We start from the raw sequence: 12977 nt of genomic DNA on the forward strand, positions 1-12977 counted from the left end.
GAAGTTGGCCAGCTGGACATGGAAAGCACCAGCCGTGGCGTAATTAAAAGGAAAATAGAACAGTGCTAGGACGCATTCTCGCAAAAAAACACGAAAAAAACACGAAAAGGGTTGGAAATCAATTTGATTTCCAACCCTTTTGTCTACAGTCTGAGCCATCCCGTCTTAATAAAGACAGGATGGCTTTTTTTATGGCAGTATCGATTGAAGTTCTATCAGATCATTGATGACCTGATCAGCTTGAGCCAGTTCTTCCTCTTTGGCAAAATCAAATCGGCATCCGATTGAAAGTAGCCCGTTGTCTTTCGCGGCACGGATATCAGACAGCCGGTCTCCAATCATTGCTCCCTTTTTAATATCATATTTTTCAAGAATGCTTTTGACTAAATCACTCTTGTTCAAGGAATCGACTTGCTCTATGCTAAACGTTTCCGTCACCCATTCATCCAAGCCGTAATAACGTACAATAGCCGACAAATAGTCCGGCAATCCGTTGCTTGCGATAAAAATATCGATACTATGCTCTTTCAGGCACCTGAAAACTTCCTTGACGTTCGAATACAGAGCCCCTTTTCCACTAGTAATGTTATCAATTAAGCTCTCGAGAAAATGCGTATCCGCTAATTCCTTCATTTCCTCCGAATGATTCGGCAACAAAGCCGCCCACACTTCAGGCAAAGTCACTCCCATCATATTGCGGTATGTATTAATCGGCGTCTCGCCTTCCCAAGCACCCAATGAACGCAAATGCGCGAATGTGTCATCAAGCGACAGTTCCAGAACCAAATCGGTTTGAAACAAAGTGCCATCCATATCGAAAATCGCTGCTTGTTTTATGTTTCTCACTCCTTTTTCCTTAAAGTCAGTGTAGCATAACGAGTAAAGAAAGGGTTTTGACTGGATGGTGGCGAACAATCGGATTGAAAGGGTAATCAAGTTGGTTTGGGAGTTTGAATATACTCTTTTTAAAGTCAAGGGTTATCATAATCTGTTATCAAATACTAAAAGTAGTATTTTTCTAAGTAGGAGCACTTAGCGTTTTTCATTCCGAACAAACAGCAGAAAGAGCAGGGGAGATTCAGTAGGATGCATTGATAGTCGAATGGAGAATAGGAATGTGAAATGGAAGGAATGGGGTCTCTTGAATACTATTGATAAAAGAAATCGTTTAGGTGAAGAACCTTTTCAGTACCGGGTGTCTAAAGATAATACCGTCTTTTTGGATTATTACGGCAGGCAGGTGAAAATCTTAAAAGGAAAAGAAGCAGAGAAATTTTTAAAGAGGATTCATGCAGCTGAAGACACAACGGAAGAACAATTAATAATGGCAAAGGTAACTGGGAATTTCAAAAGGGGTAATGAAAGAAACTGAGAAGCTAGAATAACAATACTTAGAAACGGATAGTAAAATGCTGGCCTGGGAAATACAGCCGTCGGACAGCTTTCGCATCTCCCTTTGAAAAAGGGTTTTCTTCATATTTCTAATAAGAGAAAAGTTACTTATAGTGAACAATTGATGACGAAAAGGGGGATATAAATTGACTTATAAAATCATTTTCTTTGATGTGGATGGCACATTGATCGACTATCAAACGGGTGAAGTGTCAGCAACTACTCAAAGGGCGATCCGCCAATTAAAGAAAGATAATTATGTGGTGGTCGCTGCAACTGGACGGCCGCTATCTATGTGCCTTGATCTAGAGTTACTGGGAATCGATGCATTCATTACAGCGAACGGAGCTTATGTGAAGTATAAAGATGAAGTGATATACAAGTCGGTGTTGAGTAAGGAAACCGTGACGGGTATCCGCCAATTTGCGGAACGGAGCGGACATTCGCTTACTTATTTTACAGAGACATTAACGATGAATGGCATCCGAAATGAGAATACACTTGCTGCTTTACGAGAGACATTGTCATTGGACGCATATCCTGAGCAGGATGATCAGGCCATACATAAAGAAATCTATTTGATGTGCTTATATGGAAACCAGGATACGATACAGCTTTACGAAAAAGAATTTCCCGGTTTGCGTTTTCAACAATGGCATCCCCAGATCGCAAATGTGTTGCAGAACGAAGTTTCAAAGTCGATTGCAGCCCAACATGTTTTGGAGTATTTTCATTTGCAGCCGTCCGAAGCCATTGCGTTTGGGGATGGTGAAAATGATATTGATTTATTCCAATTGGTTGGTTTTGGTGTAGCGATGGGCAATGGTCATGAGAATCTCAAGCGAATTGCAGATTTTGTTACAAAGGATTGTGCGGATGAAGGAATTGAATATGCGTTAAAAACATTGAAACTTATCTAGTAAATTGGGGAAGGACATGCTTGAGAAGTTATTTCAATATAATTGGCAGGTACGTGAGGAATGGATGAAGTGGTGTGAAGAAATTCCCTACGATGAACTAATTCAAAAGAGAATTGGCGGGATGGGGAGTTTTCTGCATACGCTTTATCATGTTATTGATTGTGAGCAGCTCTGGATTAATCAAATGTGGAACCAACCAGTCATATCTACAGACCTCAATGCCATTACTCAATTGGATGAAGTCAAATCGTACGATATGCTTACCCAGCAAAGAACAAAACTTTTTTTGCAAGAACTTGGAAGTGATCATGGGGAACATAGGATACTCGAAATTCAAAAAAGGAATGGAGACATTGTAACGTTTTCCTTTGATAAGGTGTTGTCACACATTGTCACGCATGAAGTCCATCATATTGGGCAACTGTCTATTTGGGCCCGCCAGGTTGGGCTTGAGCCAGTCAACTCGGATCTATTGATTCGCGACTTCTAACGTTGTGACTTCAAATGACTATTTACAACAGATGAGCTGGCTTGTATCTTATATAAGTGATTACTTATATAGGAGGACTTATGGATATACATGTAATGGAAAAACAATTAAAAGCCTTAGCGGATGTAAACCGTTTAACATTGCTGGCACTCATGAAAAACGGAGAAGTATGTGTATGCCAATTTGTTAATGTTCTGCCGATTTCGCAGCCTGCTGTAAGCCAGCATTTACGCAAGTTGCGAGAGGCGGGAATTATTACAGAGCGCAAAGCTGGCAATTGGAAGCACTTCCGATTGGCAGAAGGGCTATCACCAGTTGTAGAGACTGTCATTGATGGGCTTGATGCAATTCCCGTATGCCCAAACGGTGGTGATATGCGATGCTGATACTAGCCGGCCTTATTTTTATTGCAACGTTGGTTTTTGTCATTTGGCAGCCGAAAGGCTTGAATATCGGTTGGTCTGCTTGTATAGGAGCTGTGCTTGCCTTACTTGCGGGTGTTGTGAATGCCGGGGATGTGCTGGAAGTGGTGCAAATCACTTGGAATGCAACTTTGAGCTTTATTGCGATCATTATCATTTCACTTATTTTGGATGAAATTGGTCTGTTTGAATGGGCGGCGCTTCATATGGCGCGAATTGCAAGAGGACACGGCGTTCGGATGTTCGTCTATGTGAGCCTGCTTGGAGCGGTGGTTTCAGCTTTATTTGCAAATGATGGAGCAGCGCTTATTTTAACCCCAATTGTTCTTGCAATGGTGCGGAATTTAAACTTTGAAGAAAAGATGATTTTCCCATTTATTATGGCGAGTGGTTTTATTGCCGATACGACAAGCCTGCCATTCATCGTGAGCAATCTCGTGAATATTGTTTCTGTCGATTTTTTTGGTATTGGCTTTGTTGAATATGCCTTACATATGGTGATTCCGAACTTATTCTCATTGCTGGCGACGATTGTCGTGCTTCTTCTCTATTTTAGAAAATCCATCCCGCGCACGTACCGGCTGGAGAAACTGAAAGAGCCGGAAGAGGCGATTAAAGACTTGCGCTTATTCCGTCTTTCGTGGGGTGTGCTCGCCGTCTTGGTAATCGGCTATTTCTCCAGTGAATGGACCGGGATTCCTGTATCGTTCATTGTGGGCAGCATTGCGCTGCTGTTTTTAGTGCTGGCGCGCAAGAGTGCAGCCGTGAATACGGGTGCTGTCATAAAAGGGGCACCTTGGAATATCGTCTTCTTCTCCGTTGGGATGTATGTTGTGGTGTACGGGCTCGGGAATGCAGGGCTGACAAACGCTCTCGCCGCTTTGATAGAAGCCGGGGCGGATCAAGGACTGTTTGTCGGTACTGTTTCAATGGGGTTCCTTGCGGCGTTCTTGTCTTCTGTCATGAATAATTTGCCGACGGTCATGGTGAATGCCCTTGCTATAGCGGAAACGGATACTACCGGGATACTTAGGGAAGCCCTGATTTATGCGAATGTGATTGGATCCGATCTAGGGCCGAAAATCACGCCAATCGGTTCCTTAGCAACACTTGTCTGGCTGCATGTGCTGAGCCAAAAAGGGATTAAAATTTCATGGGGAACTTATTTCAAGACAGGAATTGTTTTGACGCTTCCTATTCTATTCATTACGCTAGTTGGGCTGTATTTGACATTGTTGATCAAATAAAGAATGGATTGTTCTCAATAAATAAAGCTGTCCGGCCAGAGATCCGCCGGACAGCTTATTATCATTTTAATTTTCCTTTTCGAATGGCATGTGCCGTACCCCATTCATGCATGGTATTCAGTACGGTCTGCAGGCTTCTGCCGTATTCTGAGATTGAATACTCCACGCGGGGTGGTACTTCGGGATAGACGATGCGGTCTACGATGTCTTCCTCTTCCAATTCCCGCAGCTGCTTTGTCAGCATTTTTTGTGTGATGCCCGGCATGAGACGTTTCAATTCACTGAAGCGCAACGTACCTTCGTTGAAAAGGTTTAATAAGATGATCGGCTTCCATTTCCCGACTAAGATTCCGAGTGCTTCTTCAACCTTGCATTGTTCTGCTTCCACATTGATCGACTCCAATATTTATTTTACTTACGCCGAATTACGTTTTTCGTATCCGGACGCTTCCTTCTTTGTTGTTCTCTTCGTCCCATTCCACCTGTATTTCAAACGTTCCTTCCTCGAAAAACAGGGGGAATCTCCTTCTGACGGACGGCTGCATCGGGAGGTGGGTGGCTTCCTCTATGTGTACCCACATCGGTTTCCCTTCCCGTGTCTCTTCCGACAGGGTTCCCGTAAAGGTGTCCGTCCAATAATTGAAAATCATATATCTGTCTTTTTTGACTGGGTTAACGTATTCATATAAACCTTTGTATACCAAGTGGCTGACATCCAAACCTGTTTCTTCCTTCACTTCACGAATCGCGGCATCCGTAAAAGATTCTGGGAACTCGACCTTCCCGCCTGGCGGAATAAACCCTTTGAAATGATCATGCTGCCGGTCTAGCAGGAGAACGTAGTCGCCATTTTGCACCATACAAACGGTCCAGAATTTTATATTGATTGGTTCATTCATAATTTGACCACCTCAATTACTATCCTGCCACTTTCTATTTTAGCGCAAGGCAGGCCGGATGAACATGCTGTTGCTTTTTCCAATGTAATCTTCCTGCTATTTATTGTATAATTCATTTGCAATATTCAGGACTTTAAGAACTCATTCAATGAAGGGGAAGAGGGGGAAGGTATGGGAAAAGTGGTAGGGTTTGAGTTGAACAGTCAACATCCGGAGAAGGCTATCGAGTTTTACGGTGAAGTGTTTGGATGGAGCATAGCACCGCCGAATTGGGAGTATTGGCCGGTGAAAACGGAGGATAGTGATGGCGGTATTAACGGAGGCATTTGCAAGGGGCCGAGTGATTATCCACATGGCATCCGTATCCAAATCGAAGTGGACTCGATTGATGAAACTATCGGGAAGGCGACAGACATGGGCGCGCTCGTCGTACGGGAAAAGATGGAGTTTGACGAGTTCTACTTGGCGTATCTTGTCGATCCGACGGGTCTTGGCATTGGTCTGATTGAAAATAAAAAGAAGTGAATGCAAGTTGGCCAGACGTATGGTTCGAAAGGAGAACTGTGCGGCTGGCTTTTATTATGAATTTCTCAAGTGCCTGGAGGCTTCCGTGGAATACTTGGCTGTTTGGAAAATGACTTGTAACTTGAAAGGATATGAGCATGAGGAATATGAATGCAATGAGTTCTCGGCGCGCGATGAGACGCCTGCAACCTTGAGGCGACTAAGTTATTCGTTGCCATCCACTTGGTCACTCTCAGCTCTTGATTTGACTAACCTCTTCTTCAGAAAGAGGTAAATCCCGTTTAGTAATAATACAATCAGTGAACCCGTCCATATGCCTAACGCATAATAGAGATCTAATCCAAACAAAGAGCCAACGAGTGGGGCAATAATGGCCATAGCCAGTACAGAAATAATACCTCTAGTGTTCCTGCTGTAATGTTTGAACGCCATACACTCTCCTCCTCTATGTAATTCTAAAACATTTCCAATTAAAAGATAACCATAATTACCCAGAACATTACTTTTAAATCAAGTCTGCTTTAAGTAGAAGGCAAGGGAGTGTCAAAATACATTCACTTTTTGGCTTGTAGTATTGTATTGCGCTAGTATTGGAAACCGGAAGGATTAAGGAAAGCTACTTCTGTTTATTATTATTTGATTAAACACAGTGAGAGATTCGTAATAAGTCTCTTTTCATTTGAATAGATTGGCGTGGTATTGAGGATTCGTCCGTTTTGAAACCTTGCAAGAGGGAAGTCAATGAATAGAATCCGATAATGAGGTGAGGACAATGAAGGCTTTGTTGACGAAGGAAGACTTTGTGGAAAGAAAGGATTTGCCTGCTTGGCTGCTGGAGAGTTACAAGACATTTCACGAAACAGTGACGGAGAAGACATTTCCGTGCTACTTCGGTATGGGCGGGGAAATGAAGGGGGAACTGCGGTATGCGTACATAACGCAGCAGGACTGGTCAAATCTTCCTGATGCGCTTTACGAGTTTTTAAGGCTCTTCGATGAGCCAAAACATAAACGGCATGGGTTGTTCGCCTTCGTGGAACCATTTGAGAAGGAAGGGGACCTGGAAGCATACAGAAAACAATTCTGGGACATTCTTCAGTACTTGCACGAGAATGATAAAATCGAATGGCCGCCAGACAGCCCGAAGGACCCCGAACATTACTTATGGGATTTCCATTTTGGTGGTGAACCGATCTTCGTTTTTGGCAATGCTCCTGCATATAAGCAACGCAAAACGAGGGATTTGGGCCAATCAATGGTGCTCGGTTTCCAGCCAAGACGCATTTTCCAAGGCTTGAAGGGGACAGAAAAAGGCGGTATCATGTCGAGGGAGAAAGTGCGCCAGCGTGTTGAGGTGTGGGATCAGCTGCCGAAGCATCCTGACATTAGCCATTACGGCGATCCGAAGCACAACGAGTGGAAGCAATTTTTTATCGGGGATGATGCTGAGCCAATTGTGGCAAAATGCCCTTTTTCACATAAAGAGATGAAGACGATATAAGTTATTAGCACAACAACGGATTGGCTCTGAAGCCTTTCCGTTTTTTTGCGTTCTATTTTTTATAATTCCTCCTTACGATCTCCTTACTCCTTTTCTACCTTTCTCCTATGAAACTAAACACGGAATCGAGTTAAGGTGAAGAGGACGAAGAGATTGAAAGAATCTAATTAAGTAAATCAGTTAAGACAAATGACAAAAATGTAAGTTGCCGTCTCTCTTTTGTTCGTTACTTCGATGGATGGCCTTGTGCTTCCATCGTATGCTTGGAGTATTAGGTAAAGAAAGCAGGAGGATTCACATGGAAGTCTTGTCAGTAGAGAAGCTGTCAAAAACCTATGAAACTGCAGGCGGCTCTGTACAAGCGCTGAAAAGCATTTCATTTACATTAAAGAGAGGCGAGTTGATAGCCGTCATGGGCACGAGCGGCTCAGGAAAGAGCACGCTGCTTAATATACTTGGCGCATTGGATGAACCGACCTCAGGCAAGATAGTAATGAACGGTCAAACATCAAATCAAATGTTTCGGGAACCGTATGCGACAGATTTTCGCCGGGACCATATTGGTTTCATCTTTCAGTCCTTTCATTTGCTCAAAGACTTAACGGTGGAAGAGAATATTGGGCTGCCCCTATTAATAAAAAATGAGACGAAGGAGCAAATCCGGCAAAAGACTAGTGCCATGGTGGAGCTGATGGGACTTCGGGAATGGAGGCACCACCGTCCGGTCCAGCTTTCGGGAGGCCAGCAGCAGCGCGTGGCAATTGGCCGGGCGTTGATTACAGAACCTCCAATCATACTTGCGGATGAATTGACAGGAAACTTGGACACGAATACATCCAATGATATTTTGCGGGTGCTGACAGAGTTGAAGGCGAAGCTGAACCAAAGCATGCTCGTCGTGACACATGATCCGAATGTCGCAACGTATGCGGATCGCGTACTGTTTTTCCATGATGGAGAAATGGTGGATACGTATACGTGCAAAGGGACTGGAGATATGGAAGAAATCATGAGAATCTTCCAGGTGATTTTGGAGGGACGTGCACATGAAGTCGTTAAATGAACTCGCTTTCCGCTTTTTCCGTGCTAATCCGTTTATTGTTTTCACTTCGGTTGTTAGCATCGCCATCGCTGTGTCCTTAATTGTCACTTTGTCTGTCTTTTCGTCTAATGCGAAGCAATCGGTACTGGATGAAATGAAGGCGTTGTTTGGGGAACAGGATTTGGCGATCGTCTATGACAGCGAAGGGCCGGCCTATGATGAACAAGCATTATTCGACTTTGCGGCTGTGCATCCAGGCACTGAAGAAATTTCGGAAGTGTTTGTAACAAGAGCATTTGTTGAGCCTTTAGGCGGAAGGGTGTATACCGTTGGCATGGGAAACGATGGTCTTGCGAGAAGCCGGTACCATACAACGATAGATTTGGACGAAACATCCGTCGCCATGTCGGAGCAGTTGGCCCGCTCTTTGGAGCTCGCTGTCGGGGATGAGGTGGAAATCGAAAACAGCCGGTTCAAGCTGGTCGAAATAATAGGCAATATTGAAGGGGCGGGCATTGTTCCGGATATGCTTATTTTTTCGCTGGAGACAGCCAAATCGTTCCCGAGCAACGACTATGAGCTGACGACTACTGCCCTGATGATCAAGGCTGTTCCCGGGACGGATGTCGTTGACATGGCAATCGATTTGCAAAAGTTTGATGACAGACTGCGGATTGATGTCATGGAGCAAGAAGACTTCGTCAAACAGAATATGGAATCATTGACGGTTTTCATTGGCGTCATGGCGGTTTTAATATTGCTGGTGACGTCGATGATGGTCATATCCAATTTTGATTTGCTGCTGTACAAAAACCGCAATCAGTTAGCTATCATGCGTGCAATGGGAGCACGGACAAAACAGATTGCCAAGATTGTTTTCATTCAAAGTACGTTGATAAATGTCATCGGAACTTTCTTGGGACTGTTGTTGGCAGCAAGCGGCAATCAACTGATCCAACCAATCTTCGGGCGATTATTTTCGATAGAGACGGAGGCAGCGGCATTCGGCTGGCAGGTAGCGATACCGGTAACAGTCTTTTGTGCCATTGTCATCCAAGGATTTCTGGCCGTTCCCGCATATAAAGCATCTAAGGCACTGCCAATTCAATTGTTCGAGGAGAATGAAAAGATCGATTTTACCCACTCCTCAAGGCGACGAAACTGGGGCCTCTCGTTAGCTGCTTTCTCTATACTCGCCATCATAATCAGTTATCTTAGCCCGGATGGAGAAGGAGGCAAAGCGCTTGCCTTCTTAGGGGGCGGATTATCATGTATCATCGCGTTATTTTTGCTGATGCCGCTGTATATGTCCCTGATATTGAGGGCGATACTGCCGGCCGTGCGAAGAGTGTTCGGGAAAGAGGCGGCGGTTGCGGTTCAAACAATGCTGCCGCAAATACGAAAAAATACACTTGTTATTCTATCCATCAGCCTCGTCATGACGATTACAGTTTTCGGGTCGGTTTTATTGAACACCATTCAACAGAATGGATTAACGTATATCCATACGCAATTTCCGACTTCCATTGTGTTGAAGAGCAGGTTATGGGATTCCGAGATTCCGACATTGGACCTGCAGAAGAAGGTAGAAGAACAATATCCGGGACAAACTGTATATGCAGTCAGCAACGCGGCTCCGGGCGAAATGAAACTGGCTGGTAAACAGCAGGAGTTCAGCTATGTCATGACGGATTTATCCACGTCGGGACTGTTAGAGAAAAATGTGAAAGACCTGGTAAAGGAAATGGTCGTATCCAAGGAATTTGCTAAGAAACACAATTTGCAGATAGGTGACACTTATCCGGTTGGTGTTTATTCCAACACGTCGCTGCAAGTAGAGTGGATAGATGAAATGATCATAGGTGCAATTTCCCCAACCATGTCAGACGTAGATGCCATGATGGATTGGAAAGCTACTCCATTCCTAAATGAATACACGACGTTTCACGCCCTCTACATCGATGCAACCAATGAGGAAGAAACGATGAAGGAATTGGAACCGTTGAAACAGCAATATCCGGAACTCCAATTGTTTGGCCATCAAAAATCGGTGGATGAGGCAAATGCGATGTTCCTGCAACGCTGGTCGATTTTCCTAATGGTGCTCGTTGCGCTTGTGTTATCCGTAATGACGGGCGTTTGCAATACACTGATCAACACGATTTATGCGAAACGGAAAGAGTTTGCGGTTTTAAGGACAATTGGTGTGCGTCCGCGCGGCATTGGAAAAGTCATTTTGACACAAGTTTCTCTATATGTCGTAATCGGTCTTTGTTTTGGTGCAGTCTGCGGATTTTTATTATCGTGGATCATATTGCTAGTCGATTCCGGCAAGTTGTACGTCAACGCATCATTGTTATGGGCCGTCGCATCTGCCATGCTTGCCATCAGTGTGACGCTGTTTGTGCCAATCGGCCATAAACTAGGCGCTAGAAAAATTAGCGTAGAAGTGCTGCAAGATAATAAATGATAGTGCAAGCTGCCATGAAGGGGAAACTCTTCTTGGCAGCTTTTTATTCGTAAGTTTACGTTATAAAAGAGGCAGGAGCGGGAAATGATGATAGGAAAAAATAATATACAAAGGAGTAATAGTTTATGAAAAAACTAATATTATTCATGACCTCTGCCATGTTGGTGCTGGGCGGTTGTGGCAATAAAGAAAAAGCCAATAACGACGACAGTACAAAAGTCGAGACAAACCATGAAGCTTCCCATCACGACATGGAGCATACAGGTTCAGGCGATGTGCCGGACACTCTTCAAGTTGCTGCGAATCCAACATATCCTGTCGGCAGCGAAGCCATCGTGCAGGCTGACCATATGGAAGGAATGAAAGGCGCTGTTGCCAAAATCGTCGGCGCATACGAAACGACTGCCTATGAGGTGACCTACACGCCAGTTGGTGGCGGCGCGGAAGTCCCGCACCATAAATGGGTCATCCAAGAGGAAATCAAAGACGCGGGGAAAGAACCCTTGGCCGACGGCACCAAAATAACAATTGAAGCAGATCACATGAAAGGCATGAAAGGAGCAGAAGGCGTCATCGATTCTTCCGAAAAGACAACCGTCTACATGATCGATTACACCCCGACGACCGGAGGAGAGCCTGTGAAAAATCATAAATGGGTGACGGAGGAAGAACTTTCGAAGAAGTGATTGGTTAGGCTGGTGCGGAGCTGATTATTTGGCGTTTGCTCGGTGTTATTTGGCGCGTACCGGATTTATTTGGCGTTCGTCAGATGGTATTTGGCGCGGATTTGGATTATTTGGCGTTTGTCAGATGCTATTTGGCGCAGATCTGGATTATTTGGCGTTTGTCTGATGTGATTTGGCGCGAACCTGTACCATTTGGTGTTTGTCTAAGGGCATTTGGCATGAAACCGGATTATTTGGCGTCCGCCCGCTGTTATTTAGCTTAGATCCAAACTACTTGGCACCTAGCCGAATCAATTAGCATAAAGCGATTTTATCTAGCACCCGCCGAAAGGATTTACAATTCACTCTATGCACTCTATAGTTTAGAAGAGTTGAAAAATCCTTTTAAAGGAAGTGCAACATGATGTCCCAGTTAGAAATCAAATCGAATTATCAGCCGAGCGCGTTGCGGTCCGACTGTGCCAATTGTTTTGCTTTGTGCTGTGTGGCTTTGCCTTTTGCCGCTTCTGCTGATTTCGCTTTTCATAAAGATGGAGGCACGCCATGCCGCAACCTCCAGCAAGATTATCGTTGCAGCATTCATACGAAGTTGCGGGAAGACGGTTGCAATGGATGTGTCACGTACGAATGTTTTGGGGCTGGCCAAAAAGTATCTCAAACTATCTTCAACGGGATTGATTGGAGATCAGCACCGGAAAGTGCTCCATCAATGTATGCTGTTTTTCCGATTGTGCAGCAGCTTCATGAGATGCTTTATTATTTGGCTGATGCGCTGTCCCGGGAAGCCTTGCGTGATCTTCATGCTGATCTTCAGGCCGTATTTTCGGAAACGGAACAGCTTACCGAACTGCCGGTCGACCAACTTATTCGGTTGGACGTGCCAATCCATCGAGCCAAAGTGAACGAGCTTCTTTTGAGGGCAAGTGAGCGAATCCGATCGAATGTAACTGCATTGAGAGATCCAAAGCGACAACCAAAGAAAAGGCCAGGTGCAGGTGCTGACTTGATCGGTGCTAATTTTAGGAATACTGATCTGCGTGGAATGAACTTTCGAGGGGCCCTTCTTCTCGGCGCTGACTTGCGACAAGCCGATTTGCGCGAGGCCGATATGATCGGTGCTGACCTTCGAGCCGCGAAACTATGCGGAGCCGATCTTCGTGGAAGTCTCTTCCTGACGCAAGCGCAATTAAACGTCGCTTCTGGCGATGCGAACACTCGACTCCCTCATCACTTGACCCGTCCGGCTCATTGGAATGCCGAAAAGAAATGAAAAAACCAATCTCAATCAGGAGGTTGGTTTTTTCTTTCTCTTTATTTTGAAACATATATCCGAAAGGAACGTAGATAACTTTGTAAGATTATTTCGAAATCAATTAAAGGGGG

The 12977-nt window shown here is 44.6% G+C and carries 16 protein-coding genes; 12 read left to right on the top strand and 4 right to left on the bottom strand.

The window, feature by feature from the left end:
• Positions 1-189: 189 nt before the first annotated feature.
• A complete protein-coding gene (locus L7D49_RS17310) occupies positions 190-837 on the bottom strand; it encodes an HAD family hydrolase (protein WP_336246406.1) in 648 nt (215 codons plus the stop codon).
• Between the two features lie 304 nt (positions 838-1141).
• Between L7D49_RS17310 and L7D49_RS17315 the strand changes: the two genes are divergently transcribed.
• From L7D49_RS17315 to L7D49_RS17335, 5 genes are all read left to right on the top strand, one after another.
• Positions 1142-1372, top strand: coding sequence for a hypothetical protein (locus tag L7D49_RS17315; RefSeq protein ID WP_238083483.1), 231 nt, complete (start codon positions 1142-1144; stop codon positions 1370-1372).
• Positions 1373-1538: 166 nt separating this feature from the next.
• On the top strand, positions 1539-2312 hold the full coding sequence (locus L7D49_RS17320; protein WP_238083210.1) for a Cof-type HAD-IIB family hydrolase: 774 nt from the start codon (positions 1539-1541) through the stop codon (positions 2310-2312).
• Between the two features lie 16 nt (positions 2313-2328).
• A complete protein-coding gene (locus L7D49_RS17325) occupies positions 2329-2802 on the top strand; it encodes a DinB family protein (protein WP_238083212.1) in 474 nt (157 codons plus the stop codon).
• An 80-nt stretch (positions 2803-2882) separates the two neighbouring features.
• A complete protein-coding gene (locus tag L7D49_RS17330) occupies positions 2883-3188 on the top strand; it encodes an ArsR/SmtB family transcription factor (protein ID WP_238083214.1) in 306 nt (101 codons plus the stop codon).
• Entirely contained in the window at positions 3182-4471 is a 1290-nt protein-coding gene (locus L7D49_RS17335) for an arsenic transporter (RefSeq protein WP_272493182.1), read from the top strand. Before L7D49_RS17330 ends, L7D49_RS17335 begins: the two co-directional genes overlap by 7 nt.
• Before the next feature lie 61 nt (positions 4472-4532).
• Here the strand turns inward: L7D49_RS17335 and L7D49_RS17340 are convergent, their stop codons facing one another.
• Both L7D49_RS17340 and L7D49_RS17345 read right to left on the bottom strand, forming a co-directional pair.
• Positions 4533-4859 (bottom strand): winged helix-turn-helix transcriptional regulator, encoded by a 327-nt coding sequence (locus tag L7D49_RS17340; RefSeq protein WP_418895902.1) that lies wholly within the window; start codon positions 4857-4859, stop codon positions 4533-4535.
• Positions 4860-4896: 37 nt separating this feature from the next.
• A complete protein-coding gene (locus L7D49_RS17345; RefSeq protein WP_238083216.1) occupies positions 4897-5370 on the bottom strand; it encodes an 8-oxo-dGTP diphosphatase in 474 nt (157 codons plus the stop codon).
• A gap of 171 nt (positions 5371-5541) precedes the next feature.
• Here L7D49_RS17345 and L7D49_RS17350 point away from each other — a divergent pair, with 171 nt between their 5' ends.
• Positions 5542-5895 carry a VOC family protein gene (locus L7D49_RS17350; RefSeq protein WP_238083218.1) on the top strand — a complete coding sequence of 118 codons (354 nt, stop codon included), beginning with the start codon at positions 5542-5544 and terminating at the stop codon, positions 5893-5895.
• Positions 5896-6099: 204 nt separating this feature from the next.
• Here L7D49_RS17350 and L7D49_RS17355 read toward each other — a convergent pair whose 3' ends face one another.
• Entirely contained in the window at positions 6100-6327 is a 228-nt protein-coding gene (locus tag L7D49_RS17355; RefSeq protein ID WP_238083220.1) for a hypothetical protein, read from the bottom strand.
• Between the two features lie 340 nt (positions 6328-6667).
• On the opposite strand from L7D49_RS17355, the gene L7D49_RS17360 reads away from it, so the two are divergent.
• The 6 genes from L7D49_RS17360 (at position 6668) to L7D49_RS17385 (ending at position 12864) form a co-directional block, all read left to right on the top strand.
• Entirely contained in the window at positions 6668-7396 is a 729-nt protein-coding gene (locus L7D49_RS17360; RefSeq protein ID WP_238083222.1) for a YqcI/YcgG family protein, read from the top strand.
• 298 nt (positions 7397-7694) lie between these two features.
• Positions 7695-8459, top strand: coding sequence for an ABC transporter ATP-binding protein (locus L7D49_RS17365; protein ID WP_238083224.1), 765 nt, complete (start codon positions 7695-7697; stop codon positions 8457-8459).
• Positions 8443-10908 carry an FtsX-like permease family protein gene (locus tag L7D49_RS17370; RefSeq protein WP_238083226.1) on the top strand — a complete coding sequence of 822 codons (2466 nt, stop codon included), beginning with the start codon at positions 8443-8445 and terminating at the stop codon, positions 10906-10908. Before L7D49_RS17365 ends, L7D49_RS17370 begins: the two co-directional genes overlap by 17 nt.
• Positions 10909-11033: 125 nt before the next feature.
• Entirely contained in the window at positions 11034-11594 is a 561-nt protein-coding gene (locus tag L7D49_RS17375) for a YdhK family protein (RefSeq protein ID WP_238083228.1), read from the top strand.
• Positions 11595-11622: 28 nt separating this feature from the next.
• Positions 11623-11760: a hypothetical protein gene (locus L7D49_RS17380; RefSeq protein ID WP_238083230.1), complete on the top strand. Its 138-nt coding sequence runs from the start codon at positions 11623-11625 to the stop codon at positions 11758-11760.
• A 237-nt stretch (positions 11761-11997) separates the two neighbouring features.
• Positions 11998-12864 carry a pentapeptide repeat-containing protein gene (locus L7D49_RS17385; RefSeq protein WP_238083232.1) on the top strand — a complete coding sequence of 289 codons (867 nt, stop codon included), beginning with the start codon at positions 11998-12000 and terminating at the stop codon, positions 12862-12864.
• Positions 12865-12977: the final 113 nt, after the last annotated feature.

This window comes from Sporosarcina cyprini, assembly GCF_022048975.1.
GTDB lineage: Bacteria > Bacillota > Bacilli > Bacillales_A > Planococcaceae > Sporosarcina > Sporosarcina cyprini.

Coding starts and splice junctions, on each gene's coding strand:
- L7D49_RS17325 (WP_238083212.1), top strand. CDS start 2,329: ATGCTTGAGAAGTTATTTCAATATAATTGGCAGGTACGTGAGGAATGG.
- L7D49_RS17330 (WP_238083214.1), top strand. CDS start 2,883: ATGGATATACATGTAATGGAAAAACAATTAAAAGCCTTAGCGGATGTA.
- L7D49_RS17335 (WP_272493182.1), top strand. CDS start 3,182: ATGCTGATACTAGCCGGCCTTATTTTTATTGCAACGTTGGTTTTTGTC.
- L7D49_RS17345 (WP_238083216.1), bottom strand. CDS start 5,370: ATGAATGAACCAATCAATATAAAATTCTGGACCGTTTGTATGGTGCAA.
- L7D49_RS17350 (WP_238083218.1), top strand. CDS start 5,542: ATGGGAAAAGTGGTAGGGTTTGAGTTGAACAGTCAACATCCGGAGAAG.
- L7D49_RS17355 (WP_238083220.1), bottom strand. CDS start 6,327: ATGGCGTTCAAACATTACAGCAGGAACACTAGAGGTATTATTTCTGTA.
- L7D49_RS17360 (WP_238083222.1), top strand. CDS start 6,668: ATGAAGGCTTTGTTGACGAAGGAAGACTTTGTGGAAAGAAAGGATTTG.
- L7D49_RS17365 (WP_238083224.1), top strand. CDS start 7,695: ATGGAAGTCTTGTCAGTAGAGAAGCTGTCAAAAACCTATGAAACTGCA.
- L7D49_RS17370 (WP_238083226.1), top strand. CDS start 8,443: ATGAAGTCGTTAAATGAACTCGCTTTCCGCTTTTTCCGTGCTAATCCG.
- L7D49_RS17375 (WP_238083228.1), top strand. CDS start 11,034: ATGAAAAAACTAATATTATTCATGACCTCTGCCATGTTGGTGCTGGGC.
- L7D49_RS17385 (WP_238083232.1), top strand. CDS start 11,998: ATGTCCCAGTTAGAAATCAAATCGAATTATCAGCCGAGCGCGTTGCGG.